20 protein-coding genes and 1 pseudogene are annotated in these 26,180 nt (G+C 59.8%); 12 read left to right on the top strand and 9 right to left on the bottom strand.

The window, feature by feature from the left end:
* The first annotated feature begins 9 nt into the window (after positions 1-9).
* The 6 genes from QD357_RS18475 to adh all read left to right on the top strand — a co-directional run bounded on the left by QD357_RS18475 (position 10) and on the right by adh (position 7,079).
* Positions 10-915 (top strand): class II glutamine amidotransferase, encoded by a 906-nt coding sequence (locus QD357_RS18475; protein ID WP_414124686.1) that lies wholly within the window; start codon positions 10-12, stop codon positions 913-915.
* 57 nt (positions 916-972) lie between these two features.
* On the top strand, positions 973-1,659 hold the full coding sequence (locus QD357_RS18480; protein WP_414124687.1) for a protein GlxC: 687 nt from the start codon (positions 973-975) through the stop codon (positions 1,657-1,659).
* Between the two features lie 14 nt (positions 1,660-1,673).
* On the top strand, positions 1,674-3,002 hold the full coding sequence (locus QD357_RS18485) for an FMN-binding glutamate synthase family protein (protein WP_183939070.1): 1,329 nt from the start codon (positions 1,674-1,676) through the stop codon (positions 3,000-3,002).
* Between the two features lie 79 nt (positions 3,003-3,081).
* Entirely contained in the window at positions 3,082-4,389 is a 1,308-nt protein-coding gene (glnT, locus tag QD357_RS18490; RefSeq protein WP_414124688.1) for a type III glutamate--ammonia ligase, read from the top strand.
* A 75-nt stretch (positions 4,390-4,464) separates the two neighbouring features.
* Positions 4,465-5,349, top strand: a complete 885-nt coding sequence (purU, locus tag QD357_RS18495; RefSeq protein ID WP_414124689.1) for a formyltetrahydrofolate deformylase — start codon at positions 4,465-4,467, stop codon at positions 5,347-5,349.
* A 221-nt stretch (positions 5,350-5,570) separates the two neighbouring features.
* The gene (gene adh, locus QD357_RS18500) at positions 5,571-7,079 is read left to right on the top strand and encodes an aldehyde dehydrogenase (protein ID WP_183939074.1); all 1,509 of its coding nucleotides are present in this window, start codon (positions 5,571-5,573) and stop codon (positions 7,077-7,079) included.
* A gap of 140 nt (positions 7,080-7,219) precedes the next feature.
* On the opposite strand, the gene QD357_RS18505 is transcribed toward adh, so the two are convergent.
* Both QD357_RS18505 and QD357_RS18510 read right to left on the bottom strand, forming a co-directional pair.
* Positions 7,220-9,604: a 1-deoxy-D-xylulose-5-phosphate synthase N-terminal domain-containing protein gene (locus QD357_RS18505; RefSeq protein ID WP_414124691.1), complete on the bottom strand. Its 2,385-nt coding sequence runs from the start codon at positions 9,602-9,604 to the stop codon at positions 7,220-7,222.
* Positions 9,605-9,661: 57 nt separating this feature from the next.
* A complete protein-coding gene (locus QD357_RS18510) occupies positions 9,662-10,681 on the bottom strand; it encodes a 1-aminocyclopropane-1-carboxylate deaminase (protein ID WP_414124692.1) in 1,020 nt (339 codons plus the stop codon).
* A gap of 143 nt (positions 10,682-10,824) precedes the next feature.
* On the opposite strand from QD357_RS18510, the gene QD357_RS18515 reads away from it, so the two are divergent.
* Positions 10,825-11,301, top strand: coding sequence for an Lrp/AsnC family transcriptional regulator (locus QD357_RS18515; protein ID WP_183939080.1), 477 nt, complete (start codon positions 10,825-10,827; stop codon positions 11,299-11,301).
* Between the two features lie 131 nt (positions 11,302-11,432).
* Here QD357_RS18515 and QD357_RS18520 read toward each other — a convergent pair whose 3' ends face one another.
* The 6 genes from QD357_RS18520 to QD357_RS18545 form a co-directional block, all read right to left on the bottom strand.
* Complete coding sequence (locus QD357_RS18520) at positions 11,433-12,335, bottom strand: alpha/beta hydrolase (protein ID WP_414124693.1); 903 nt, start codon at positions 12,333-12,335, stop codon at positions 11,433-11,435.
* Positions 12,336-12,596: 261 nt separating this feature from the next.
* Positions 12,597-13,451 carry a carbohydrate ABC transporter permease gene (locus tag QD357_RS18525; protein WP_414124694.1) on the bottom strand — a complete coding sequence of 285 codons (855 nt, stop codon included), beginning with the start codon at positions 13,449-13,451 and terminating at the stop codon, positions 12,597-12,599.
* The gene (locus QD357_RS18530; protein WP_246451407.1) at positions 13,441-14,346 is read right to left on the bottom strand and encodes a carbohydrate ABC transporter permease; all 906 of its coding nucleotides are present in this window, start codon (positions 14,344-14,346) and stop codon (positions 13,441-13,443) included. Before QD357_RS18530 ends, QD357_RS18525 begins: the two co-directional genes overlap by 11 nt.
* Positions 14,347-14,446: 100 nt before the next feature.
* Positions 14,447-15,661: an ABC transporter substrate-binding protein gene (locus QD357_RS18535; protein WP_183939086.1), complete on the bottom strand. Its 1,215-nt coding sequence runs from the start codon at positions 15,659-15,661 to the stop codon at positions 14,447-14,449.
* A gap of 86 nt (positions 15,662-15,747) precedes the next feature.
* Positions 15,748-16,533 (bottom strand): DUF4037 domain-containing protein, encoded by a 786-nt coding sequence (locus QD357_RS18540; protein WP_414124695.1) that lies wholly within the window; start codon positions 16,531-16,533, stop codon positions 15,748-15,750.
* A 34-nt stretch (positions 16,534-16,567) separates the two neighbouring features.
* Positions 16,568-17,887, bottom strand: a complete 1,320-nt coding sequence (locus QD357_RS18545) for an alpha-L-fucosidase (RefSeq protein WP_414124696.1) — start codon at positions 17,885-17,887, stop codon at positions 16,568-16,570.
* Between the two features lie 203 nt (positions 17,888-18,090).
* Between QD357_RS18545 and QD357_RS18550 the strand changes: the two genes are divergently transcribed.
* Both QD357_RS18550 and QD357_RS18555 read left to right on the top strand, forming a co-directional pair.
* Positions 18,091-19,098: a LacI family DNA-binding transcriptional regulator gene (locus tag QD357_RS18550; RefSeq protein WP_414124697.1), complete on the top strand. Its 1,008-nt coding sequence runs from the start codon at positions 18,091-18,093 to the stop codon at positions 19,096-19,098.
* A gap of 578 nt (positions 19,099-19,676) precedes the next feature.
* A pseudogene (locus QD357_RS18555) lies at positions 19,677-20,492 on the top strand (galactosyl transferase).
* Positions 20,493-20,824: 332 nt separating this feature from the next.
* Here QD357_RS18555 and QD357_RS18560 read toward each other — a convergent pair.
* Positions 20,825-21,433, bottom strand: a complete 609-nt coding sequence (locus QD357_RS18560) for a TetR/AcrR family transcriptional regulator (protein WP_414124698.1) — start codon at positions 21,431-21,433, stop codon at positions 20,825-20,827.
* A 110-nt stretch (positions 21,434-21,543) separates the two neighbouring features.
* Between QD357_RS18560 and QD357_RS18565 the strand changes: the two genes are divergently transcribed.
* The 3 genes from QD357_RS18565 (at position 21,544) to QD357_RS18575 (ending at position 26,039) form a co-directional block, all read left to right on the top strand.
* Positions 21,544-22,233: a PspA/IM30 family protein gene (locus QD357_RS18565; protein WP_183939096.1), complete on the top strand. Its 690-nt coding sequence runs from the start codon at positions 21,544-21,546 to the stop codon at positions 22,231-22,233.
* Between the two features lie 37 nt (positions 22,234-22,270).
* The gene (locus QD357_RS18570; RefSeq protein ID WP_183939098.1) at positions 22,271-22,552 is read left to right on the top strand and encodes a YiaA/YiaB family inner membrane protein; all 282 of its coding nucleotides are present in this window, start codon (positions 22,271-22,273) and stop codon (positions 22,550-22,552) included.
* A 91-nt stretch (positions 22,553-22,643) separates the two neighbouring features.
* Entirely contained in the window at positions 22,644-26,039 is a 3,396-nt protein-coding gene (locus tag QD357_RS18575; protein ID WP_414124699.1) for an acyl-[ACP]--phospholipid O-acyltransferase, read from the top strand.
* The last annotated feature ends 141 nt before the right edge of the window (positions 26,040-26,180 follow it).

The raw sequence follows: 26,180 nt of genomic DNA on the forward strand, positions 1-26,180 counted from the left end.
GCACACGCTATGTGCGGCATTGTTGGACTGTTCCTCAAGGACAAGAGCCTTGAGCCTCAGCTTGGAAATCTGCTCTCGGATATGCTGATCACCATGACGGATCGCGGACCGGACTCGGCTGGCATCGCAATCTATGGCGGTTCTGCTGAGGGCAGGGCGAAAATTACCGTCCAGTCCGCCAATCCGGGCGTGGACTTCGAAGGCCTTGCTGGTGACCTTGAGAAGGCGGGCATTAGAGCCGATGTGTCGATCAAGAGCACGCATGCGATCATCGAGCTGGAAGCATCCATGCTCGGAAATGTACGCAAAGTGCTCGAAGAGATCCGCCCGGCAGTCCGTCTCATGGGATCGGGCGAAAGCGTCGAGATTTATAAGGAAATCGGTCTTCCAAAAGACGTCGTGGCGCGGTTCGACGTCCGTGCGATGAGCGGAACCCACGGCATCGGGCATACCCGCATGGCGACTGAATCCGCCGTCACCACGCTCGGCGCCCACCCGTTCTCGACCGGGCCCGACCAGTGCCTCGTGCACAACGGCTCGCTGTCCAACCACAACAACCTGCGCCGCGAGCTGGTTCGCGAAGGCATGACCTTCGAAACGCAGAACGATTCCGAAGTCGCCGCCGCCTATCTGACGGCCGAAATGGCCAAGGGCAAGGATCTCGGCCAGGCGCTGACCGGCGCGCTCGACGATCTCGATGGCTTCTTCACCTTCATTGTCGGCACCAAGTCCGGCTTCGGCGTGGTGCGCGACCCGATCGCATGCAAGCCTGCCGTCATGGCCGAAACAGACCAGTATGTCGCCTTCGGCTCGGAATATCGCGCGCTGGTCAACCTTCCCGGCATCGAGAATGCCCGGGTCTGGGAGCCTGAGCCGGCAACCGTTTACTTCTGGGATCACGACAAGGCCGCCTGAGGGACGCCTGAAAAGGAGGAGCCGGCTCAGACCGTCTCCCGGAACAATGAGGATTCAATGCCCACATTCGATCTTTCCAACACCCCTCTTCGCGAGTTGAACAGCGCGCTGCATGCCCTTTCCAAAGGTGCGAACGATACGGAATTCGAAGTCATCAACCCACGCGGTAGTCATGCTGTTGCCGTTGGCATCGACAGCCCCGTTACGGTCGCTGTCCGAGGATCAGTCGGCTACTACTGCGCCGGCATGAATGACGGCGGCAGGGTGACGGTTCATGGGTCGGCCGGTCCGGGCGTTGCCGAAAACATGATGTCCGGCACGGTCGTCATAGAGGGCGACGCCAGCCAATATGCCGGCGCCACAGGCCGAGGCGGCCTGCTCGTCATCAAGKGCAATGCGGCGTCGCGCTGCGGCATTTCGATGAAGGGCATCGACATCGTCGTTCATGGCAGCATCGGCCACATGTCGGCCTTCATGGGCCAGTCCGGTCATCTCGTCGTGCTGGGCGACGCCGGCGATGCGCTGGGGGATTCGCTCTACGAAGCCAAGCTTTTTGTCCGCGGTGAGGTCAAGAGCCTCGGTTCCGACTGCATTGAGAAAGAGATGCGGCGGGAGCATCTGGATAAGCTTGCCGAACTGCTCGACAGGGCGGGGGTCACGGGCGTCAGGCCCGAAGAGTTCAAGCGCTACGGCTCCGCCCGCAAACTCTACAATTTCAACATCGACAACGCCGACGCGTACTGAGGCGAGGGACACACATGAGCTATCACAACCCTTACACCCCGCCACGCAAGTCCGCGACCTTCGACGACTATACGCTCGCCGAAATCCGCCGCGCGGCTGCGACCGGCATCTATGACATCCGCGGCGCTGGCACCAAGCGCAAGGTTCCGCATTTCGACGACCTGCTGTTCCTCGGCGCCTCCATTTCGCGCTATCCGCTCGAAGGCTATCGTGAGAAGTGCGACACGACCGTCGTGCTCGGCTCGCGCTTCGCCAAGAAGCCGATCACGCTGAAGACGCCGATCACCATTGCCGGCATGAGCTTCGGTGCGCTTTCCGGCAATGCAAAGGAAGCGCTCGGTCGCGGCGCGACGATTGCCGGCACGTCAACCACCACCGGCGACGGCGGCATGACGGATGAGGAGCGCGGCCATTCGCAGACGCTGGTCTACCAATACCTGCCCTCCCGCTATGGCATGAATCCGAAGGATCTGCGCCGCGCCGACGCAATCGAAGTCGTGGTTGGCCAAGGTGCCAAGCCCGGTGGCGGCGGTATGCTGCTCGGCCAGAAGATCTCCGACCGCGTCGCCAATATGCGTAACCTTCCAAAGGGCATCGACCAACGCTCGGCCTGCCGCCATCCGGACTGGACCGGCCCCGATGATCTCGAAATCAAGATCATGGAGCTGCGCGAGATCACCGATTGGGAAAAGCCGATCTACGTCAAGGTCGGCGGCGCGCGGCCCTATTACGACACCGCTCTGGCCGTGAAGGCGGGCGCCGACGTCGTCGTGCTCGACGGCATGCAGGGCGGCACGGCGGCGACGCAGGATGTCTTCATCGAGAATGTCGGAATGCCGACTCTCGCCTGCATTCGTCCGGCTGTCCAGGCGCTGCAGGATTTGGGCATGCATCGGAAGGTGCAGCTCATCGTTTCAGGTGGCATCCGCTCGGGCGCTGACGTTGCAAAGGCACTGGCGCTGGGCGCCGACGCGGTCGCGATCGGCACGGCGGCACTCGTCGCGATCGGCGATAACGATCCGCGCTGGGAAGAGGAATATCAGAAGCTCGGCACAACGGCCGGCGCCTATGACGACTGGCATGAAGGCAAGGATCCGGCTGGTATCACGACCCAGGACCCGGAACTCGCAAAACGCCTTGACCCGGTTGCGGCCGGTCGCCGGCTTGCCAACTACCTCAAGGTCATGACGCTCGAGGCTCAAACGATCGCGCGCGCCTGCGGCAAGAACCACCTGCACAACCTGGAGCCGGAAGACCTCGTTGCACTGACGATCGAGGCGTCGGCCATGGCGCAGGTGCCGCTCGCCGGCACCAACTGGATCCCGGGCAAGACCGGTTTCTAAAAACACCCGGCCGGGCGCGTTTGGGAGGATGCGGCCGGCCTCACCATCAAGTGTCTAAGATCAATACAAGGGGACGAACGTGACACTGGACCTCTCGCAATACGCCTCTGAAAAAGGCATCAAATATTTCATGATCAGCTATACGGACCTGTTCGGCGGCCAACGCGCCAAGCTGGTCCCGGCAGAAGCCATTGCCGATATGCAGAAAGATGGCGCCGGCTTTGCAGGCTTCGCCACTTGGCTCGATCTGACGCCTGCCCATCCCGACCTGTTCGCGGTTCCCGATGCTTCCTCCGTCATCCAGCTACCCTGGAAGAAGGACGTTGCCTGGGTCGCAGCCGACTGCGTGATGGAAGATCAACCTGTTGAACAGGCTCCGCGTGTGGTGTTGAAAAGACTGGTMGCTGAAGCTGCGAAAGAAGGGCTTCGGGTGAAAACCGGTGTAGAGCCGGAGTTCTTTCTGATCTCTGCGGATGGCTCMGTGATTTCGGACCAGTTCGATACCGCCGAGAAGCCTTGCTACGATCAGCAGGCCGTGATGCGTCGGTATGATGTCATCGCCGAGATTTGCGACTACATGCTCGAACTCGGCTGGAAGCCCTATCAGAACGATCATGAGGACGCGAACGGCCAGTTCGAGATGAACTGGGAATATGACGATGCTCTCAAGACGGCGGACAAGCACTCCTTCTTCAAGTTCATGGTCAAGTCGATCGCCGAAAAGCACGGTCTTCGCGCGACCTTCATGCCGAAGCCCTTCAAGGGTCTGACGGGAAACGGGTGCCATGCCCACATTTCGGTCTGGGATATCGATGGCAAGGTAAACGCCTTCGCGGACAAGGAAATGCCCTTTGGGCTCTCCGCCCAAGGTAAAACCTTCCTTGGCGGCATCATGAAACATGCGTCGGCGCTGGCCGCGGTTACGAACCCGACCGTCAATTCCTATAAGCGGATCAATGCACCACGGACGATCTCGGGCGCAACTTKGGCGCCGAACACCGTCACCTGGACCGGCAACAACCGCACGCACATGGTGCGCGTGCCCGGCCCGGGCCGCTTCGAGCTCCGCTTGCCAGATGGTGCGGTAAACCCGTATCTCCTGCAGGCGATTATTATCGCCGCCGGCCTTTCGGGAATTCGATCGAAAGCCGATCCCGGCTGCCACTATGATATCGATATGTATCGCGACGGGCATACCGTGACCGACGCTCCAAAGCTGCCCCTCAATCTTCTCGACGCGCTGCGTGAATACGAGAAGGATGAGGAATTGCGAGCTTCGCTCGGTACGGAGTTCTCCTCCGCTTACCTCAAACTGAAGCATGGCGAGTGGAACACCTATTGCTCGCATTTCACCGAGTGGGAGCGGAGCACCACTCTCGACATTTGAGTTCTCCCAGCCGCGTCTGCGGCCACCTGCACCCGTGCCGCGGCACGGGTCATTCTTCTTTATTCGGAAAGCCCCATGTCTCAGTACATTCTGACGGTTTCATGCATGTCGACCCGCGGTATCGTCGCTGCGATATCGGGTTATCTAGCTGAGAAAGGCTGCAACATCATCGACTCCTCGCAGTTCGATGATCTTCAGAACACTAAGTTCTTCATGAGAGTCACGTTCGTCTCGGAAGACGGCGCGACCCAGGCAGAAATTCGGGAAGGGTTCGAAAAGGTTGCCAAGCAGTTCGAGATGAGCTTCGAATTGGTCGACGCGTCACGTCCGATGAAGGTCATCCTGATGGTATCCCGCTTCGGGCATTGCCTGAACGACCTTCTCTATCGTTGGCGTATCGGAGCGCTGCCGATCGACATCGTCGGGGTCGTTTCCAATCACCACGACTATCAAAAGCAGGTGGTGAACCACGACATTCCTTTCCACCACATCACCGTGACCAAGGCCAATAAACCCCAGGCCGAGGCGCGCTTGGTGGAAGTCGTCGAGCAATCGGGCGCAGAACTGGTCGTTCTCGCTCGCTACATGCAGATTCTCTCGGACGCGCTTTGCCAAAAGATGTCCGGCCGCATCATCAACATTCACCACTCGTTCCTGCCGAGCTTCAAGGGCGCCAATCCTTACAAGCAGGCTTATGAGCGCGGCGTGAAACTGATCGGCGCCACGGCGCACTACGTCACTGCCGACCTCGACGAAGGTCCGATCATCGAGCAGGATACGGTACGCATCACGCATGCGCAGTCCGCGGAGGACTACGTCTCTCTCGGACGCGACGTGGAAGCCCAGGTGCTGGCGCGCGCCATCCACGCCCATATTCACCATCGCACCTTCATCAATGGCAACCGCACCGTCGTATTCCCGGCAAGCCCTGGGTCCTACGCTTCCGAGCGGATGGGCTGATAAAATCGCCAAGCTGATCGCCCGGCGCTCGGCACGATCCGTGCCCTGCTCTATCGTAGGATGAGGACGCGGGATCCGTATTGACCGAACGAAAGTGTCGCAGTGTTGCGACACTGTGCACTGCGGTATGGACTGCGCACCCTGTCGTTCGGCGACGAAGACGCGCAAATTTCTCCCATCGGGTTTCAGACCTGGATTTATCTCGACCAAGGGAGGATGGCATGCTGCATCAGAAAATCGTCGAATCTCCGTTCAAGCTGAAATATGGCAACTATATTGGCGGCGAATGGCGCGAGCCGATCGGCGGCAGATATTTCGACAACATCACGCCGGTGAACGGGGGCAAGATCTGCGAGATTCCGCGCTCCGATGAGAACGACATCAATGCGGCGCTGGATGCCGCCCATGCCGCCAAGGACAACTGGGCAAGGACATCAGCAGCCGAGCGTTCGAACATCTTGATGAAGATCGCCCAGCGGATGGAAGACAAGCTCGAAGCGCTTGCTCAGGCCGAGACGTGGGACAACGGCAAGCCGATCCGCGAGACCATGGCAGCCGACATTCCGCTCGCCATCGATCATTTCCGCTATTTCGCCTCCTGCATTCGCGCCCAGGAAGGCTCGATCGGCGAGATTGATCAGGACACGGTCGCCTACCATTTCCATGAGCCGCTCGGCGTCGTCGGCCAGATCATCCCGTGGAATTTTCCGATCCTGATGGCTGCCTGGAAGCTGGCGCCCGCGCTGGCCGCCGGCAATTGCATCGTCATCAAGCCCGCCGAACAGACGCCCGCTTCGCTGCTCGTCTGGGCGGAAATCGTCGGGGACCTGCTACCTCCMGGCGTGCTTAACATCGTCAACGGCTTCGGTCTCGAAGCGGGCAAGCCACTTGCGACCAGCACGCGTATTGCCAAGATTGCCTTCACCGGCGAAACGTCGACCGGCCGGCTTATCATGCAATATGCCAGCCAGAACCTGATCCCCGTCACGCTCGAACTCGGCGGCAAGTCGCCGAATATCTTCTTTGCGGACGTCATGGCGGAAGACGACGATTTCCTGGACAAGGCGCTCGAAGGCTTCGCCATGTTCGCGTTGAACCAGGGCGAAGTTTGCACCTGCCCGAGCCGGGCGTTGGTCCAGGAGTCGATCTACGATCGTTTCATGGAAAAGGCCGTGAAGCGGGTCGAACAGATCAAGCAGGGCAACCCGCTCGATGCCGCCACGATGATCGGCGCCCAAGCCTCCAACGAGCAGATGGAAAAGATCCTCTCCTATCTCGATATTGGCAGGCAGGAAGGGGCTGAAGTTCTAACTGGCGGCGGCCGCAACGATCTCGGTGGGGAGCTTTCAAGCGGCTACTACATCAAGCCGACGATCTTCAAGGGCCATAACAAGATGCGCATCTTCCAGGAGGAAATCTTCGGCCCGGTCGTGTCGGTGACGACCTTCAAGGACGAGAAGGAAGCGCTGGAAATTGCCAACGACACGCTCTACGGCCTCGGTGCCGGCGTATGGACCCGTGATGGCAATCGCGCCTATCGCTTCGGGCGGGAGATCCGGGCCGGCCGCGTCTGGACCAATTGCTACCATGCCTATCCGGCCCATGCTGCTTTCGGCGGGTACAAACAATCTGGCATCGGTCGCGAAACGCATAAAATGATGCTCGATCACTACCAACAGACCAAGAACATGCTGGTAAGCTACAGCCCGAAGGCGCTTGGCTTCTTCTGATCTCCTCTCAAGCGACTATGCAGGGCTTCCGGCTGTGGCCGGAGGCCCTTCGTGTTGATTGGAACCTATTGCGCCAAGCTCACTTTTCTTGCCGATAGCAGGCGGATTGATTTGAGCACGCCAAACGACGTCTGCGGAGCCTACGGGAAAAGCATTGCCTGCGGCTCCATCACTCGCCGACCAGCCGTGAGCGCCAGCACGGAGGCTGCAATCGCATGCCGGTCGATCCGGAAATGCCGATAGAGATCGCCGATTGTACCGGTCTGGCCGAAATGCTCGACACCGTGCGCAATGGTCTTGTGGCCTGCCACCGCGCCAAGCCAGGAGAGCGTGGCGGGATGACCGTCGATGACGGTGACGATGGTGCAATGGCTCGGAAGTGGATCGAGCAGCCGCTCGATATGGCTGACGGCGTGCGGATTGCCGCGGGCGCGCTCGCGCTGCGCCGCTGTCCAGCCGGCATTCAGGCGGTCGGCTGAAGTGACGGCAAGCACGCCGACATCGCGGCGGAACTCGCCGATCATGCCGGCCGCCGCAATGGCTTCATCCGCTACCGCGCCCTGATAGGCGATCACGACAGTGCAGTTCGGTCCCGGCTTTCGCAGCCAATAGGCGCCATCGACGGAGCCTCGGCGGAAATCATCGTCCACGCGCTTCAGTGGCTGTTCAAGTGGCTTGGTGGTGAGCCTCAGATAGACGGAGCCGCCTGTTTCGTCGCGCAGCCATGTGCGCTCGTCCGGATCGCCCTCGCCATCGCGCTGCATGTAGTCGAACGACCATTCCATGATGACGGCAAGCTCGTCGGCGAAGGCGGGCTCGAAGGCGGCGAGACCGTCCTGGCTCATGCCGATCAGTGGCGTGCCGATCGACTGGTGCGCGCCTCCTTCGGGGGCGAGCGTCACACCCGAAGGCGTGCCGACGATCATGAAGCGTGCGCCCTGGTAGCAGGCATAGTTCAACGCATCGAGGCCGCGGCAGACGAAGGGATCGTAGACCGTACCGATCGGGATAAGCCGCTTGCCAAACAGCGAATGGCTGAGGCCTGCGGCCCCAAGCAGCAGGAACAGGTTCATCTCGGCAATGCCGAGTTCGACATGCTGTCCCTCCGGCGTGAACTCCCATTTCGCCGTTGATGCGATGCGGTGCTCGATGAAGGCATCGGCCTGAGACTGGCGCGCGAACAGCTTGCGCCGGTTGACCCAAGCGCCGAGGCTGGTGGTGCCCGTCACGTCCGGGGATGTCGTCAGGATGCGCGCGGCGAGATCGGAGTTGCCCTTAGCGAGGTCGTCAAGGATCTTGCCGAAGGCGAGTTGCGTCGCAACTTCCCTTTGCGTCTCGAATTCGATCCGCGGCACCTCTAGCCGACGGTCGGCATGGCGTCGCGTCCCCGAGGAAAAGAACGGCGCCGAAGCGAGATACGCCTTGAGCGCGGCGATGTCAGGCACGCCTGCGAAGGGGTCCCATTCCTCCCCTGGCGCGATGCCCATATGCGCCTGCCATTCGGCGAACTGTTTCACCGTCATCAGCCCGCCGTGATTGTCCTTGTGACCGGCAATCGGCGTGCTCCAACCCTTGATCGTATAGGCAAGGAAGCAAGTCGGCCGGTTATGGTCGATGCCGGCGAAGACATTGGCCATGGTCTCCACGCAATTGCCACCGAGGTTCTCCATCAACGCCGAAAGCTCGGCATCGCTCCGACGCTCGATCGGCGCGGAGACGTCGCCCTGATCACCAAGATCGTCGAGCAGACGCTTGCGCCAGACCGCACCTCCCATGAAGGTCAATGCGGCGTATTCCTGGTTCGAGCAGTTGTCGATCCAGTCGCGCAACTTCGCCCCGCCCGGCTCCTCGAAGGCCGCACGCTGCAGCAAGCCATATTTGACGCGCACGACATCCCAACCGAAGGCCTCGAAGATCTTTTCGACCCGCTCGAACAGACCCTCGCGGACGATGCCGTCGAGCGACTGCCTGTTGTAGTCGATGATCCACCAGCAGTTCCTAAGATCGTTCTTCCAACCCTCCTGCAATGTCTCGTAGACATTGCCTTCATCGAGTTCGGCATCACCGACGAGCGCCACCATGCGGCCGAGCTTGCCATGACCCCACTGTTTGGCGCGGACGAAATCCCGCACGATCGAGGCAAGCGCCGTGATGCCGACGCCCAGGCCCACCGAACCGGTGGAGAAGTCCACATCGTCGGTATCTTTGGTGCGGCTCGGATAGCTCTGCGCGCCACCGTAACCCCCGAAATTCTCGAGCTTCTCGCGCGTCTGGCGTCCCATGAGATACTGGATCGCATGGAAGACCGGTGCGGCATGCGGTTTGACCGCCACACGGTCTTCGGGTCGAAGAGCTGAGAAATAGAGCGCCGTCAGGATCGACACGACGGAGGCCGAGCTCGCCTGGTGTCCTCCCGTCTTGATGCCATCGACCTTCGGCCGAACATGGTTCGCATGATGGATCATCCAATGGGAGAGCCAAAGCAGGCGCTTTTCGATGGTCGTCAGATGCCTTGTGTCCGTCATCGCTGGCTCCGCCAACGAGTGGACAATCAATGCATTCGGCCCGGCCGGGCGCTGTCGTCAGCCGTCCTTATAGTAGTAGCTATAGCCGTTGAGCGCCGGGGCACCGCCCAAATGGGCGTAAAGGACCTTCGAACCTTCGGGGAAGAAGCCCTTTTTCGTCAGATCGATCATCCCTTGCATGGATTTGCCTTCATAGACCGGATCGGTGATCATCGCCTCGGTACGGGCGGCAAGCCTGATTGCCGCATTGGTCTCCTCGGACGGCACGCCATAGGCAGGATAGGCATACTCGGGGTTGATGACGATCTCGCTCTCGCGGATTGACCGGCCGAGACCAACCAATTCGGCCGTGGAGTCGACGATCTTGCGGACCTGGGCGCGGGTCTGGTCGAGCGTGCCCGATGCATCGATGCCGATCACACGCTCCGCCCGATCCTGCGCGGCAAAGCCGACGATCATGCCACCCTGGGTCGAACCAGTGACGACGCAGACGATGATATAGTCGAAGGTGAAGCCAAGCTCCTTTTCCTGCGCCGCAACCTCTTCGGCGAAGCCGACATAGCCGAGAGCACCGTATTTGTGCACCGAGGCGCCGGCCGGGATCGGATAGGGTTTGCCGCCGGCATCCTTCACCGACTGGATCGCGTCTTCCCAGCTCTTGCGGATACCGATGTCGAAGCCGTCTTCGACCAGCCGGCTGGCGGCGCCCATCAGCCGCGTMAGCAGGATATTGCCCACACGATCATAGACCGCATCGTAATGCGGCACCCATTTCTCCTGAACGACCACGCATTTCATGCCGATCTTGGCGGCGGTGGCAGCGACCATGCGGGTATGATTCGACTGTACGCCGCCGATCGAGACCAGCGTATCGGCGCCCGACGCGATCGCATCGGGCACAATATATTCGAGCTTCCGGAGTTTGTTGCCGCCCATGGCCAAGCCGGAATTGCAATCATCACGCTTGGCATAGATCTGCACCTTACCGCCAAGGGCGGCGGTCAGCCGCGGAAGATGCTCGATCGGCGTCGGGCCGAAGGTGAGTGGATAGCGTTCGAATTTTTCGAGCAGTGACATCGATCGTGGCCCTCCGTGTTGATTTTGTAGCTGGAGGATAGGAGAAATCGTATGAAAGGTGCTCTCTAACTTCGTTGCCGTTTTTCTTTTCGATCGGTATCTTCGCGCAAGTATGATTTCTTTCTTCAATTTTTTAAGAGAAAATGAAAGATTCTTCCATGGCGGATTTCGACCGTATCGACCTGAAGATCCTGCGTGCCCTGCAGTCGGAGGGCCGGCTCACAAATGCAGAGCTGGCCGAGCGCGTGAATGTCAGCGCCGCCACTTGCCACAGGCGGACGCAGAGGCTTTTCGATGGGGGCTATATCACCGGCGTCCGCGCCGAAGTGGCGCCCGCAGCCGTCGGGTTGGGAGCGCTGGTGATGGTCGGCGTGGTGCTCGATCGCTCGACACCAGAAAGCTTTGCCGCCTTCGAAGGCGCTGTGATGGAAATGAAGGAAGTGCTCGACTGCAATCTCGTCGCGGGTGACTTCGACTACCTCCTGAAGATCCGCGTGCGCGACATGGCAGATTTCAATAAGCTGCACGGCCAGAAGCTCATTGCGTTACCTGGCGTCCGCCAGACAAGAACCTTTTTCGTGATGAAAGAAGTCAAGGAGAATGCACGGCTGCCGTTTTGAGAATTCCAGAAGCTGCTTTGTGCCAAGTGATGTCGTTCGGGGCCGCCGATTCGAATCCCAACCGGCGCGTACGGAATGGAGGTTGCACGCGGATCAAGGCGCAAGCGCTCATTGGCAACATCTGCGGCCCGCTATCTGTGTGCCCCATCAATGCATCGCCGAATGAAGTTTCCTGCATGCATGATAGCCTGCCGTCCCGCTTCGAGCTTTGCGTTCCATAGCGGCCATGCGTGGATCATGCGCGGCCAGATCTCGAGCGTCACCTCGACGTCGGCTTCGCCCGCAGCCGCTGCAAATCTTGTGGCATCGGCAAGCAGGCTTTCATCCGATCCGACCTGGATGAGGAGCGGCGGCATGCCCTTCAGATCGGCATAGAGCGGGGACACGCGCGGATCCTTGCGATCCACGTTCTGGGGCACGTAGGCGTCGGCGAGCTCAAGCAAATAGCCTTTGTGAATGAGCGGATCGATCGCATCCTTCGTTGCAAGCGTCGTACCGGATAGGGTCAGATCGGCCCAAGGTGAAATCAGCCAGCCGCACGCCGGCAAGGCTTCGCCGCCGGTAAGCAGCGTGCTGATCAGCGAGACGGTCAGACCCGCACCAGCACTATCGCCGCCAATGGCTATGTGTTCGGCGGCTATGCCCTGTCCACGCAGAAAGCGCCAGGCGGTGATCGCATMATCGAGGGCCGCCGGGAACGGGTTTTCCGGCGCAAGGCGATAGCCGACAGCAAGCGTCCGCACACCTGCCGCCCGCCCGGCTTCGGTCACCAGGCGGCGATGGCTGACGATCGAGCCGGAGCAATAACCACCCCCGTGGAAGAACATGAGAATACGCGAAGCATCGCTGCCCGGCGCCATTGACCATTCCGCGGAGAGGCCGTTCAACTCAACCGTTTCCAGTTTGATATCGTCGGCAATCGGCCAGGCCGCGCCGACTTCCTCGATTCTATGACGGCGCTCGGCCCATCCGAAAGGGCGAGGCTTTGAACTCAGCAGAGCACGGATAGCATCGATTTCGCGGTGGTCCGCCATCTTGATCTCCATATAGGCCCGGATGGATCGTTGCTGGATTTCAGTCGATGCAGATGTGATTGCCGCTAGCCGGGCTCAATGTCGCCAGGCTCATTCTGTCCCTTTGGGACATTCTTGGGGAATACCTCAGCCGCAGAATAGAATCGCCTTTGCGCCGTTGCAAGAACGCAGCGGTGTCCGCAGACAGGGCCGTCTGCAGGCCAACTATCAGGATGCCGGGCTTCGACAGTTACGGCGTCCCGGAACTCTATGGCCGGCACCTCAGCGCCCGCCCATGCCCGCATTGAGGGCTATGCTATTGTAGATGAGTTTCTGCAGCACGATCGCGAGGAAGATGCCTGGAAGCATGGAAAGGGTGGCGCCGGCCATCAGGTAGTTCCACTGCGTGCCTTGCTGCGTCTGGAACAGGGTGAGGCCGACGGGGAGGGTGGCGTTGTCGGCGCCGGTCATGACGATCAGCGGCCAGAGGAAATTGTTCCATTGTCCGATGAAGGTGAAGAGCGACAGAAGTCCGATCGCCGGCATCGACAGGGGCACGATGATGCTGACGAGGATGCGCAGGCGCGAGGCGCCATCGATCCTTGCTGCCTCTTCAAGCTCCATGGGTATGGAGAGGAAGAACTGCCGCATCAGGAATGCGCCGAACGTACCGAAGGAGACCGGCAGGATCAGGCCGGGGAAGGTGTTGACGAGGCCCAGCTTGTTGACGATTAGAAATAGCGGGATGATGAGCATCAGCGGCGGCACCATCAGCGTGCCGATATAGCCAAGCAGCAGCATTTCGCGCGCCCTGAATTTCAGCCGCGCAAAGGCGTAACCAGAAAGGCAGGAKACGACGACGGTGATCGCTGTCACGCAGATGGCGATGATGGCGCTGTTGAGGAAGAAGCGGCCGAAGGGCAGTCTGGTCCAGGCAGCGGCAAAATTACCCCATTCGAAAACCTCAGGGAGGATGCGCGCTGGGATCGCCGTCACTTCGGCGTTCGAGCGCACGGCGTTCGAGACCATCCAGAAGAAGGGAAACAGGAAGGCGATGGCGACGAGTGTGAGCGCCAAGTGATTGACAATATCGAGCGCCAGCTTCCGGCGGGCTCTGGTGTTGGACCTATGCGTCATAATGCACCCATTTGCGCTGGAGCCAGAATTGCAGCGCCGTCAGCGCCATGATCAGCGCGAACATCACCCAGGCGATGGCCGAGGCGTAGCCCATCTGGAAATTCTGAAAGCCGCGCTGGTAGATGGCGTAGCCGAGTGTCGCCGTCGACGACCCCGGTCCCCCCTTCGTCATGACGAAAATCTGATCGAAGACTTGTAGTGAGGTGATTGCCGTCATCACGGTGCCGAAGAACAGCGTCGGCGAGATCAGCGGCAGGCGGATTTTCCAGAAGCGGTCCCAGGCCGTCGCACCGTCTATCAGCGCTGCTTCGAGATAGGTGGCCGGCACCATGTCGAGGGCGGCGTTGAAGAGAACCGTATTGTAGCCGACGCCGGCCCAGAGCGAGGTGAGGACGACGGCCTGCATGGCGAGCGTGCGATCGTTGAGAACGCCCGTGAACGGCAGCGACAGCGCGGTCATCAGACTGTCAAAAAGGCCACCGCTGGTGAAGATCAGCATCCAGACCATGGCGACGGCGATGAGCGGAGTGAATGTCGGAAGAAAGAAGATTACCCGGAACCAGCGTTGCCCGATCTTGATGCTCGAAATCCACGTCGCCAGTCCGAGCGAAATGACGATATTCAGGACCAGATATTCGACGGTGAAGAAGATGGTGTTGCGCATGACCGTCCAGAATTGCGGGTCGGTCGTCAGCAGGCGCACGTAGTTGGAAAACCCGACGAAACGCGGCGTGCCGAGCAATTGCCAGTTGGTGAAGCTGAGCGCGATCGAAGCCAGGATCGGCAGGACGAGGAAGAGGACGATGCCGATCAGGCCCGGCAGCAGAAAGAACAATGCCGTCCATCCCTCGCCTCTGAACCATTCGCGGGAGCGGGGTGCTGGTTCGGCGATCATATCGGTGTGTTTGCCCAGCATCATGGGCCTCTCCTTTCCGGCAAGGGGCGCTGCGGTCGAGCCGGTGGGCCCGACCGCAGGCAGGCCAGATGCCCCGGGGTTAGGGAAGCTGGCTCTGAATGTCGCTGAGCACGCCTTCGGGTTTGGAGTCTCCGGTCAGCGCAAGCGGCACATATTGCGTCACCAGATTCTCAAACTGGTTCCATTTTTCATTAAGGCGGAAGGGGGTGGTGTGGGAGAACATATATTGCAGCGTGTCGCGGGTGCCGCTGACGTTTTTGGCCGCCCCGTCATACCAGGAGGTCTGTTGCGCAAGCCGTGCCGGTAGCGCGCGTCCTGCCGAACCGAGGATTTCGGCGGCCTTCGGGCCTGTCAGCACCTGCAGGGCCTTGAACGCAGCGTCCTTGTGCTGGCTGGCAGTGGAGATGCCCCAGCCCGAGCCGGCTGTGATGAAGCGTGACGGGCCGCTTCCGCGCGGCAGCGGCGCGATGCCGATCTTGAACTTGACGTTGGCCTGCGCGGTAATCAGCGTCCAGGGACCGTCGATATACATGGCGACATTGCCCGAAGCGAAGCGGCCGCTTGCCGCGGAGGCATCGGCTGCGGAGGCAAAAACGGGGGAGAGTTTGTCCTTGGCGGTGAGATCGGCATATTTGCTGAATGCATCGACAAAGCTGGCATTGGTGAGGTCGAATTCATTATCGGAATTGAAATATTCCGCACCGAGCGCGACGGGACCGGCAATGAAATCGAAGGCCTGGGTGCCGTAACCATAAGTACCGTCCTTCGTCAGCGTCTTGGCGTCGGCCTTGAAGTCGTCGAATGTCCAGTCCTTGGCAGGTTCCTTCAATCCGGCGGCAGCGAACTTGTCGCGATTGTAGAAGACCATCCATGGGCCGACATCGTAAGGCAGCGCATAGAGCTTGCCGTCATGCGAAAGCCCGGACATGATCGATGTCTCGAAATCCGCAACCTTCACGTCGCTGGTTTTCACGTAATCGTCGAGGGGTGTCAGGATCGAATAGAAATTCGGCATGCGCATCGACTGCATCGAGACGATGTCGGCGACTTGTCCCGATGCCGTCAGCACTGGCAGGCGCGTCCAATAGTCAGTCCAGCCTGAAAGCTGTAGCTGGACCTTGATGTCGGGATATTGCTGGGTGACGAGATCGGCCAGTTGCTGCCAGAGCTGCGCATCGTTGGGCTCGCCCCACATCTGCCAGGTCAGGGTCACGGGTGCATCCTGCGCTTGCGCGCCGATGCCGGGTAGTGAACTCGCCGCAAGGGCGGCGGCAAAGATCAATGAACGCTTCATGATGGTTCCTCCTCCTGAATGACTTTGGTTGCAGTGACGTTCGTCACACTCCGGACGCTCCCCTCCGGCTTGGTCTTGCGGCTTATTCAGGCCGCGATCATGGCCTCCAGATCGACGATGAGGCCGATCAGCTCCATCCGCTGGCGCCGCCAGATATCGGGACCCTGTCCCGGCTCCAGAATAGTGGTCATGCGCTGGAGGAAGTCAGGTGGCAGCCGTTCGAGTTCGGCTGCCATGGGCAGGTTCCAGCCATCACCCGGAAAATAGACCCGGTTGAAGGCAAAGACCGTCTGCAGGATGGCGTTCGCAAGCTTGCCCGTCAGCCCGACGAGAAAGACGAGATCGCGACGGGCAACCTTGCTCTCGTAGTGATAATCCCTGGCCCAATAGCGCAGAATATCCATGTAGTGGCTGAGGACGGTTGCCCTAAGCGCTTCTGGATACTGCGCAAGCTGCTGCTTCCATTTGGCCAGCAGACCCCGCGGATCGGCGATGATCTGCTGGCTGGCAAGGTCCGTCGGCAGATGATAGCCCCAGATCGTCCATTCGAAGCTCTTGGGCACGAGAATGCCGGCAAGCCAGGAGTCCAGATCGCGTTGCACGCCGGCGTAACGACGCATCCAGACACCATCCATGCGGATGCCTTCGGCCTGCCAGCCTCGCAGCGCGGTCTCGAAACGCCACCACGCCGCGGTTTGTCGAACCTCCGGTCCGCGATAAGCATCGGCATAGACCCGGAAGTCGAAATCCGATTGCGCATCTGAGCGTCCCTTGCCGCGCGAGCCGGCGAGCGCGACGGCACCATTGCCGTCTTCGGCCAGATCGGCGATCAAAGGGGTCATTGCGGCAATGAGTTCGGCTTCGCGGCTCATGACGGCACCGGGCGGCTGGGTTTCGCGCTCTCCTTCAGTCCTTGAGGATCAACTCGATGACCGGGGTCACGACATCCGGCTTCAGCACCGGCAGTTCCAGCGTCAGAATGCCGTCTCCGACGGCGACGCCGATGTTGGAATCGACGTCAGCATCCGGGTCGAGCCAATGGAGCTCGCTGGCATCATGCAGGAACTGCGCATATTTGACCTTGCGTCCCAGCCCTTCGATGTGGATGTGGCGGAACGGCCAGGTCTGGATGTGCAGATAGAGCCGATTGCCCTTCTGGGTGAAGCGGCAACCGCTTGGCGCCTTATGGGTAGAAGGCCCGGCGCCATAGATCGCACGACCATTCAGCCGCATCCATTCGCCATAGGTGTCGAGCGCCTTGATGGCGCGGGCATCGAAGGTTCCGCGGCCGGTCGGGCCGACATTCATCAGAAGATTGCCGCCGAGCGAAACCGTATCGACCAGTATGTTGATGAGCTGGTCGGCATCCTTCCAGCTCGTTTCGTCGCGAAAGTAGCCCCAGGAACCGCTGAACGTATGGCAGGCTTCCCAGCGCACCGGCAATCCGGCAACCATTGGAGCGACACGCGGCGTATACTGTTCCGGCGTCACCAGATCCGGCATGTGATCGGCGTCACGCGGCAGATCGAGGCGGTCGCCGACGATGATGTCGGGCTGTAGCTGCCGCACCAGCTTGATGAGGTCGTCGCTCTCCCAATCGGCGCGACCCTTGCCGGGCAGGCCCTTATAGACGCGACGGGGATAGCTGAAATCGAACCAAATGACGTCGATCTTGCCAAAATCAGTCAGAAGTTCGGTCACCTGGTCGCGCATATACTTGGCGTAGCGGCGGACGTCGCGGCCCTCATTGAGCTTGGCGGCATCCGGATGGTTGCGCTGCGGGTGATGTCCGTCGATCGGGAAGTCCGGATGATGCCAGTCGAGCAGCGAATAATAGAAGCCGATCTTCAGCCCCTCGGCGCGAAGCGCTTCGACATAAGGCCCGATCAGATCCTTGCCATAGGGCGTGTTGGTGACCTTGTAGTCAGTCACCTTGCTGTCCCAAAGGCAGAAGCCTTCATGATGCTTGGCGGTGAGGACCACATATTTCATGCCGGCTTGGCGAGCGCGGCGTGCCCATTCGCGGGCATCGTAGAGGTCGGGGTCAAAGTTGTCGAAATATTTCCGATAGGCCTCGGTGGTGAATTCTTCGCGGTTCTTCAGCCATTCGTGGCGGGCGCCGAGGGCGTAAAGTCCGAAGTGGATGAACATGCCGAAGCGGTCGTGTCCAAACCATGCCTTGCCGTCGGCCGCACTACGGCCACTGCTGATCGCTGCGTCGCTCACGCTATCCTCCCAAGATTTATGGCAATATCGAACCGGTTCGATTTAATCATTGAATCTATCGCTCGGTATGTCAAGCTCGCTGTTGAAATCTCTTTCTGCATATTGCTTCATGGGCGGCGGATGTTAGATTTATGACAGCGACTCATCGATGGAGGTTCTTTCGATCGGAAAGCTGAAGGCGATAGAAACGGTTCGATAAATTCATGGCCACAATTCGCGATGTCGCCAAACTCGCTGACGTATCCGTCTCGACGGTGTCATTGGCTTTGAGCAATCCGGCGCGTGTCAGCCAGAAAACGCTGGAGAAAATTCGTCAGGCGATCGCTGCGGTCGGCTTCGTTGCCGACCCGCTTGCCCAAAGCCTGGCGCGCGGGCGCAGCCGCATGATCGGCTTTGTCGTCGGCAATGTCGGCAACCCGTTTTTCGGTGACATCAGGCGCGAGCTGGAAAATTATGCGCTCGATCACCAGCACTTCGTCGTCGTGACTGATTCCTCCGGCAAGACAGATCGCGAGAGGGCGATGGTCGAGCACCTGATCGGCCTCAAGACCGCAGGGCTGGCGCTTGCACCATCAGGCTACAATCAGGACTACACCGACTTCATCGCCAGCCTGAATGTCCCGATCGTCTGCTTCGACCAGAAGGTGGCCGGTATCGAGCGCGATTTCGTCGGCTCAGACAACTACCTAGCCGGCGCGATGCTGACCGAGCACCTTCTGCAGCTCGGCCATAGGCGCATCGCTTTCATCACTGGCCCGAGCCATATGCACACGGCAACGGAGCGTTATCGCGGCTTTGCCGATACCATGGCCAATGCCGGCGTTGAGGTGAACCCGTATTTCGTGGTCGACGGGCAGTTCACGCGCACGGCCGGCTATGAGGCGGCCATGCGTCTGCTCATCCAGCCCGAGCGTCCGACGGCGATCCTCGGCGCCAACAATACCGTGGCGCTCTCGGCGCTGCAGGCCATGCAGGAATTGGGCTTCCGCTGTCCCGAAGATATCTCGCTCGCCATGATCGACAATGTGCAATGGAGCTCGGTCATCACACCGCGCATTACCATGGTGGTTCAAGATACATTGGCGCTCGGCGGCATCATCGCCCGGCGTCTCATGCATCGGATCACCAGCCCCCAAKGCGCCGTCGAGCCGCCGCAGGATTTCGTCCTGACGCCGAAATTCGTTCCGGGCAATTCCTGCCGGAGGGTTTAGGGGATCTGCGCGGCTGGCACATGTCGCACCGGAATGATCAACCTCGACCGCTGGCGACCACCGACTACTGCACTACGAAGATTGTTGCAGACTAGGCGCTTTGTGCTTGCCTACGACGCATGTATCCAAACATTGAATTTTGTAACCAAACGCCGCGAATATTGCTGTGCCCGGCCCTTGGGCGTTAGCAAAGATCACGATCGGCAACTCAATTAATGTTGAAAAATCACTTGCGTAGTGATCGCCGCGCCTCATCGTGGCACGAGCGACCCCGTCATATAGGCCATGGGCCTGAGGATGCGGACATCTATCGAAATCAAAAGACATTTTGAGAAATTTTGCGGCCGAATTTCAATCACGGATCCTGAGCTAGCAACTGCATCGTCGCCGTTGCTCAACGCTCCCGGCGGACGGAAGCCGGAAGACCTGCTTGGGCACTTTTCGGGCTTCTGACAGCTTTCAGCCGCCTGGCTGATCCCCACCAAGAACTCCTCTGGGTGACTTCAGATGTCTTTGATCACGGCGAAATGCCCTCTCAATCCTGCAAAGCCACGTTTTCAATTGTCGAGGGCAGGTTGATGACACTGCTGACTTTCGTCATTCCTGTCAGCCATCAAGCCAATTCTAGTGATTGGCCTTTACTGAAGCGGCGACTTGCGCAAACGATCGTGTCGATCTCCGCACAGTCCAACGGCGACTGGCGCGCCGTTATCGTCGCCAATGAAGGCGCTGATCTACCCGATCTGCCTCAGAACTTCACAGATCAGCGGGTAAGATTCCCACCAAATCCGTTGCTCGACCTGCACAGCGCCGAACGCGAACAAGTTTATGAAGCGGTCCGCCTAGATAAAGGTCGCCGTATATTGGCTGGCATGCTTTCTCAGCGCGACACGCGCTTCTTCATGATCGTAGATGACGATGATTTCGTCAGCGCCAACATCGTCGACTTTGTGGCCTGAAACACCAATGCCAACGGCTGGAAGACGACCAGGGCTATCTCTGGAGTGAAGGCGGTCGGCTGCTGCTGCATCACAACGACTTCGCCAATTATTGCGGCACGTCGCTGATCATCCGGTCCGATCTCTATAGGTTGCCGGCATGTTTTGAGGATGCGAAGGCCGATTACATCAAATCCATGCTCGGCAGCCATGTGCGCATCGGCAAGCTGCTCGCCGACGCCGGCTCGCCGCTCGGATCCCTTCCTTTCCGCGGCGCAATCTATCGGGTCGGCCACAGTCGGCGCCCACAGCAAGTCCTCCAATCTCCTCAGGACTTATTTCTTGAACAGGTCTTTACTCAGCCAGCCCCGCCAATTCGTGCGCAACCTTAGACGCGCGCGGCTACTTAGCCCTACCTTGCAAAATGAATTCTTCGACGCGAACGCAAACAGATAAGGGTCGAGCATAGATGGGAAGTGAATCTACCCATCGCTGGAACGACATCAGAGCGTCCACCGTTTAAAAGTGGTAATACATGAAAGCCGGTAACCCAACACGTAAATCAATCAACATTTACGTGCGTTGCACGATGATATTGCTCATATTTGCGATCGCAGTCTTTCTGCTGGCATGCGTTGGAACTCCAATATATCTCATTCTGTCATTTCTTCTAAAGCCGCTCCACACATTGCACTTGCCGTAGAAAAGCGAATATCAAATCCGACGTTTCCGCTTCGACGTTCAGGGGCCGCCTTCTGCGCGGATATCCTTGTGTCCCTTGGCACGCGTCACCCCTGTCTCGCCGTGGCTCCGGTTGCGACCGTCAGGATGAAGTCGTCGAGCTCCTGTTCCAGGCTTTCGACCGGTAGGCCAACGAATCGTCCTTCGAGGCTGATGCTGACGACGCCGTGGACGGCGCCGAAGAGGGTTCTTGCGCGGATGGCACGCGCCGTCTCCGACATGGTCGGCTGCAGTTCGGCGAGCGGCTCGGCAATGACGCCCATCAGGAACATGTGCTCTTGAAGGTGCCATTCGGGGCTCGGGCGGTCGTCTGGTGGCCGGTGGTCGAAGAGTGCCTTCCACAAATTGCGGTGGGCGACCGCAAACCTTAGGTAGCCGCGTGCAAGGTTGCGCAGCCGGTCCGTCGGCGTGTGATCCTTGACCTCAGCCAGCGTCAAGAACGCCTCGAGCATCTTCAGAGTGGCCGAATTAACGTGGATGACCAAGTCATCGAGATCGGCAAAGACGGTGTAAAGGCCTCCAAGAGCGCAGCCGACATCCTGCGTGACGTCACGCGCCCTCAAGTTGGAAAGTCCGTCGGTCGCTATGCGATTGCGGGCCGCCTCGATCAGCCTCAGCTTCAGATCCTCGCGCTTTTCCAGGGTTTTCCTCGCCATTAACCATTCCATTTCGATTTTTGAACATCGTTCAAAAATGTTATTGAACGATGTTCACGATTCTGGCATATCTTGCTTCGTGAACATCGTTCATAAACGGGAGACGACAAATGTTCAATTCAATTCTGACGCTTATTCGCGGTCGGGCCTACGATGCGGAGCAGGCTTTCATGGATCGCCATGCCGTGCCTCTGTTGGCGCAGCAGATCCGCGACGCGGCTGACGCCATCCAGTCGGCACGGCGGGCAGTGGCCATTGCTATTGCGCAGAACGAGCAGGAAAAGAGCCGGCACGCGGTGATTGTCGGTCGCATCGCGGATCTGGAAACCCGGGCGGTTGCCGCCCTGCAGAAGGGGAGCGATGAGCTTGCCCGGGAGGCGGCTGAGGTGATTGCCCAGCTCGAAGCCGAGCGGGATGCTTCCGAGAAGGCGCAGGCGCAGTTCACCCGGACGATCGGCAAGCTGAAAGCAACCGTCCGTGCATCTGAAGCGCGGCTGCAGGAATTGCAGCGTGGCGAGCGCCTGGCGCGGGCCACTGAGCAGACACAGAAACTTAGTGAGGCCTGCGACGACAACTCCGGCCTGGCAACCTTGGACGAGGCTGAGGAGACGCTTGCCCGCCTTCGGGCCTATCAGGATCGCTGCGAGATCACGGCATCGGCCATGAAGGAAATGGACGCTGCCAACCGGCCGGGAATCGTCATCGAAAAACTCGCCAGCGCCGGCTTCGGCGCACCGCTTGGCCCTTCGGCCGACGACGTGCTTGCCCGCCTTCGCGAACGCATGAATTCAGCCGCCTGAAACCGAACACACCAAACATAGAAGAGAGGATACGATCATGAACGACAGCTTCCAGAAACATTCCCAGGCTTGGGTCAACTTTTCCTACATCTCCTTCGGCGCCGCCGCCTTCATGCTTTTCGTCGGTCTCTACATGATGCCGATCGATCTCTGGGGCAAAGGCTATCTCGCCATGGGCATCCTGATGCTGGTGCAGACCGCGGTCAATGTTACGAAGACGATCCGCGACAATACCGAGGCTGACAAGCTGATCCGCAAGGTCGAGGATGCCCGCACGGAGAAGCTCCTGGTTAAGTTCAATCGTGACGGTCAGGACTAAACTTTATTAACGACGCCACAGGGTTGTATCTGCGCTCAACCTTTGCGTAACTACTCTGTGGCGTCTTGTTGGCTGAACGAGGGATAACGCCATGCAAAAGCACCTGATGAGATCGAGGAAGTTCGCGCCGCTGTTCTGGACGCAGTTCCTCACCGCCTTCAATGATAATTTTCTCAAGCAGACTCTGGTTTTCGTCATTCTCGCGAAGATGGCGACGGAGGGTGCGGCGCTGGTGACGCTTGCCGGCGGCATCTTCATCGTGCCGTTCCTGCTGCTTTCAGCGATTGCCGGGGAACTTGCCGACAAATACGACAAGGCTGAGATGGCCGAGCTTCTGAAGCGCTGCGAGCTTGGCGTGGCGGCGATCTCCGTCGTCGGCATCGCGTTTTCTTCCATCTGGGTTCTGATGCTTGCCCTCTTCGGCTTCGGCGTCATTTCCTCCCTCTTCGGGCCGATCAAATACGGCATCCTGCCGGATCATTTGCACAGCCGGGATCTTCCCAAGGCCAATGCCTGGATCGAGGGCGGCACCTTCATCGCCATTCTCACCGGCACCATGGTCGCGGCGGTTGCTTTCCGTGAAGGCGAAAATGTCTGGATCTTCGGCCCGATGATGATGGCGCTTTCCATCCTCTGCTGGTTTGCCGCCCGTATGATCCCCTCGACAGGCTCCAAGGCACCAGATCTCGTCGTCGACACCAATGTTGTGCGCTCCAGCTACAGGCTGGTCAACGAGCTTCGCGCCGACAGCCGCATCTGGCGCGCTTCGCTGATGAACTGCTGGTTCTGGTTCGTCGGTGCCTTCATCATGTCGATGCTGCCGGTCATGGTGACCGACATTCTCGGTGGTTCCGAAATCGTCGTTCCCGCCTACCTGGCAATCTTTGCCATATCCGTTGCCATCGGCTCGGCCATCGCCGGATGGATGGCTGCCGGTCGCATCGTGCTCTTGCCGGCGCCTGTCGGCATGTTGATTGTCGCGCTCTTCGGTCTCGATCTCGCCTGGAACCTGTGGGGTCTGCAGTCGACGTCTCACGCCGAAACCATTCTCGGCTTCTTCGCCGGGCCGAAGACCATTCGCGTCGCCATCGATCTCGCCGGCATGGCAATCGGCGGTGCGTTCCTGGCCGTCCCGACCTTTGCGGCCATGCAAAGCTGGGCGCATGAGGATCGCCGCGCCCGCGTCATCGGCGCCGCCAATGTGCTGTCGGCTCTCTTCATCGCCGTCGGCCTGGCCCTCGTGGCCGTCCTGCAGGCCATCGGCCTGTCGGTTCCGGTGGTTATTCTCAGCATCTCCGTGCTCAATATCGCGATCGCTTGGCTCATGCTGAAGATGCTGCCGACCAACGCCTTCCGAGACCTCATCTCCATCATCTTCCGCGCCTTCATGCGGCTGGAAGTCGAGGGTCTGGAAAACATCCGCAAGGCAGGTCCTGCGCCGATCATCGCGCTGAACCATGTGAGCCTGCTCGACGGTGCCCTGGCGCTTGCCATTACTGAGGAAGAGCCCGTCTTCGCCATCGACTATGCGTTCGCCAAGAAATGGTGGGTGCGGCCGCTTTTGACGAAGTGCAAGTTCCTGCCGCTCGACCCGACGAAGCCGATGGCGACGCGCTCGCTGATCAAGGTGATCCAGGATGGCAGCCCGGTCGGCATTTTCCCCGAGGGTCGTCTGACGGTCACCGGCACGCTGATGAAGGTCTATGACGGTGCCGCCATGGTCGCCGACAAGACCGGCGCGATGATAGTGCCGGTGCGTATCGATGGTCTGGAAAAGAGCTATGCTTCCTACCTGACGTCGAGCCATGTTCGCCGCCGTCTCTTCCCCAAGGTCAAGGTGACGATCCTTGAGCCGGTCAAGCTTGACGTTCCGGCCGAACTCAAGGGCAGGAAGCGGCGCATCGCGGCCGGTGCTGCCCTCTATCAGATCATGTCGACGCTGATGTTCCGCACGGCCGACACCGATAACACGGTACTTGGCCGCGTCATCGAAAGTGCCCACGAATATGGCGGCAAGAAAATCGCCGTCGAGGACCCGATCGCCGGCAAGCTATCCTATGCCAAGCTTCTGACCGGTGCCGCAGTACTCGGCGCGAAGTTCCGAAAGATGTTCCCCAACGAGAAGACGCTTGGCGTCATGCTGCCGAACGCCAATGGCACGGCCGCGACTGTCCTCGGCGTCATGTCGGCGGGCAAGGTTCCGGCCATGCTAAACTTCACCGCGGGTGCCGCCAATATCCTCTCCGCCTGCCGGACKGCAGAGGTCAAGCATGTGCTCTGCTCGCGCGCCTTCATCACGCAGGCCAAGCTCGGCCCCGTGGTCGAGGAGCTTGAAAAGCATGTGACGTTCGTCTGGCTGGACGAGCTGCGAACGCAGATCACCGCTCTCGACAAGATCGCCGGTCTCACCCGCAAATATCGGCCGCTGGTCAAGCGCAGTGCCGAGGACCCGGCCGTCATCCTCTTCACCTCCGGTTCCGAAGGGGCGCCCAAGGGCGTGGTGCTGAGCCACCGCAATATCCTGTCGAACGCAGCCCAGGCGGCTTCGCGCATCGACTTCCACCCCGGCGACAAGGTGTTCAACATCCTGCCGATGTTCCACTCCTTCGGCCTGACGGCAGGCACGATCCTGCCGCTGGTCTCGGGTGTGCCGGTGTTCTTCTATCCGTCGCCGTTGCACTATCGCATCGTGCCGGAGCTGATCTACGTCTCGAACGCGACCATCGTCTTCGGCACGGATACGTTCCTGAACGGCTATGCGCGCAGCGCCCATCCTTACGACCTGAGATCGATCCGGTACATCTTCTCGGGCGCCGAGCCGGTGAAGGCATCGACCCGCGAAGTCTATATGGAGAAATTCGGCCTGCGCATCCTGGAAGGTTATGGCGTGACCGAGGCGGCGCCGGTGATCTCGCTGAACACGCCGATGTACAACCGCACGGGAACGGTCGGTAAGATCATGCCAGGCATGGAATGGAAGCTMGAGCCGGTACCCGGCATTGATGAAGGCGGCCGTCTTCACATCCGCGGCGCCAACGTCATGTCCGGCTACATGCGCGCTGACAATCCCGGCGTCCTCGAGCCGCTGCCGGAAGGCTGGCACGATACCGGCGATATCGTCACCATCGATGAAGACGGCTTCGTCAAGATCCGCGGCCGCGCCAAGCGCTTTGCCAAGATCGGCGGCGAGATGATCTCGCTTGCGGCAGTGGAGACGCTTGCCGCGCAGCTCTGGCCCGGCGCTCTCAGCGTCGTTTCTGCCGTGCCGGACCCGAAGAAGGGCGAGCGTCTTGTGCTTCTGACCGATGCCACAAACGCCACGAGAAGCGATTTCCTGACATTCGCCAAATCGAAGGGCGCCACGGAAATGATGGCCCCTGCCGAAGTCACCATCGGCAAGGTCCCGGTCCTCGGCTCCGGCAAGGTCGATTTCGTGACTGCCCGCGCCATGGCGATGGAAGGCCTGTCGCAGGCGCAGGCGGCCTAAAATTCCGTACCTGAACGGCAAAGCGGTCGATGATTTGAACCATCGACCGCTTTTTACTCGAAGCTMGGCATCGTGCCATGCGTAAGCCTGTGATGTGAGCGCGGATCCAGGGCAATCAAGAAAACTAAGCGCCGCCGAGTG

The organism is Rhizobium sp. BR 317 (assembly GCF_047445835.1).
Classification (GTDB): Bacteria; Pseudomonadota; Alphaproteobacteria; order Rhizobiales; family Rhizobiaceae; genus Rhizobium; species Rhizobium paranaense.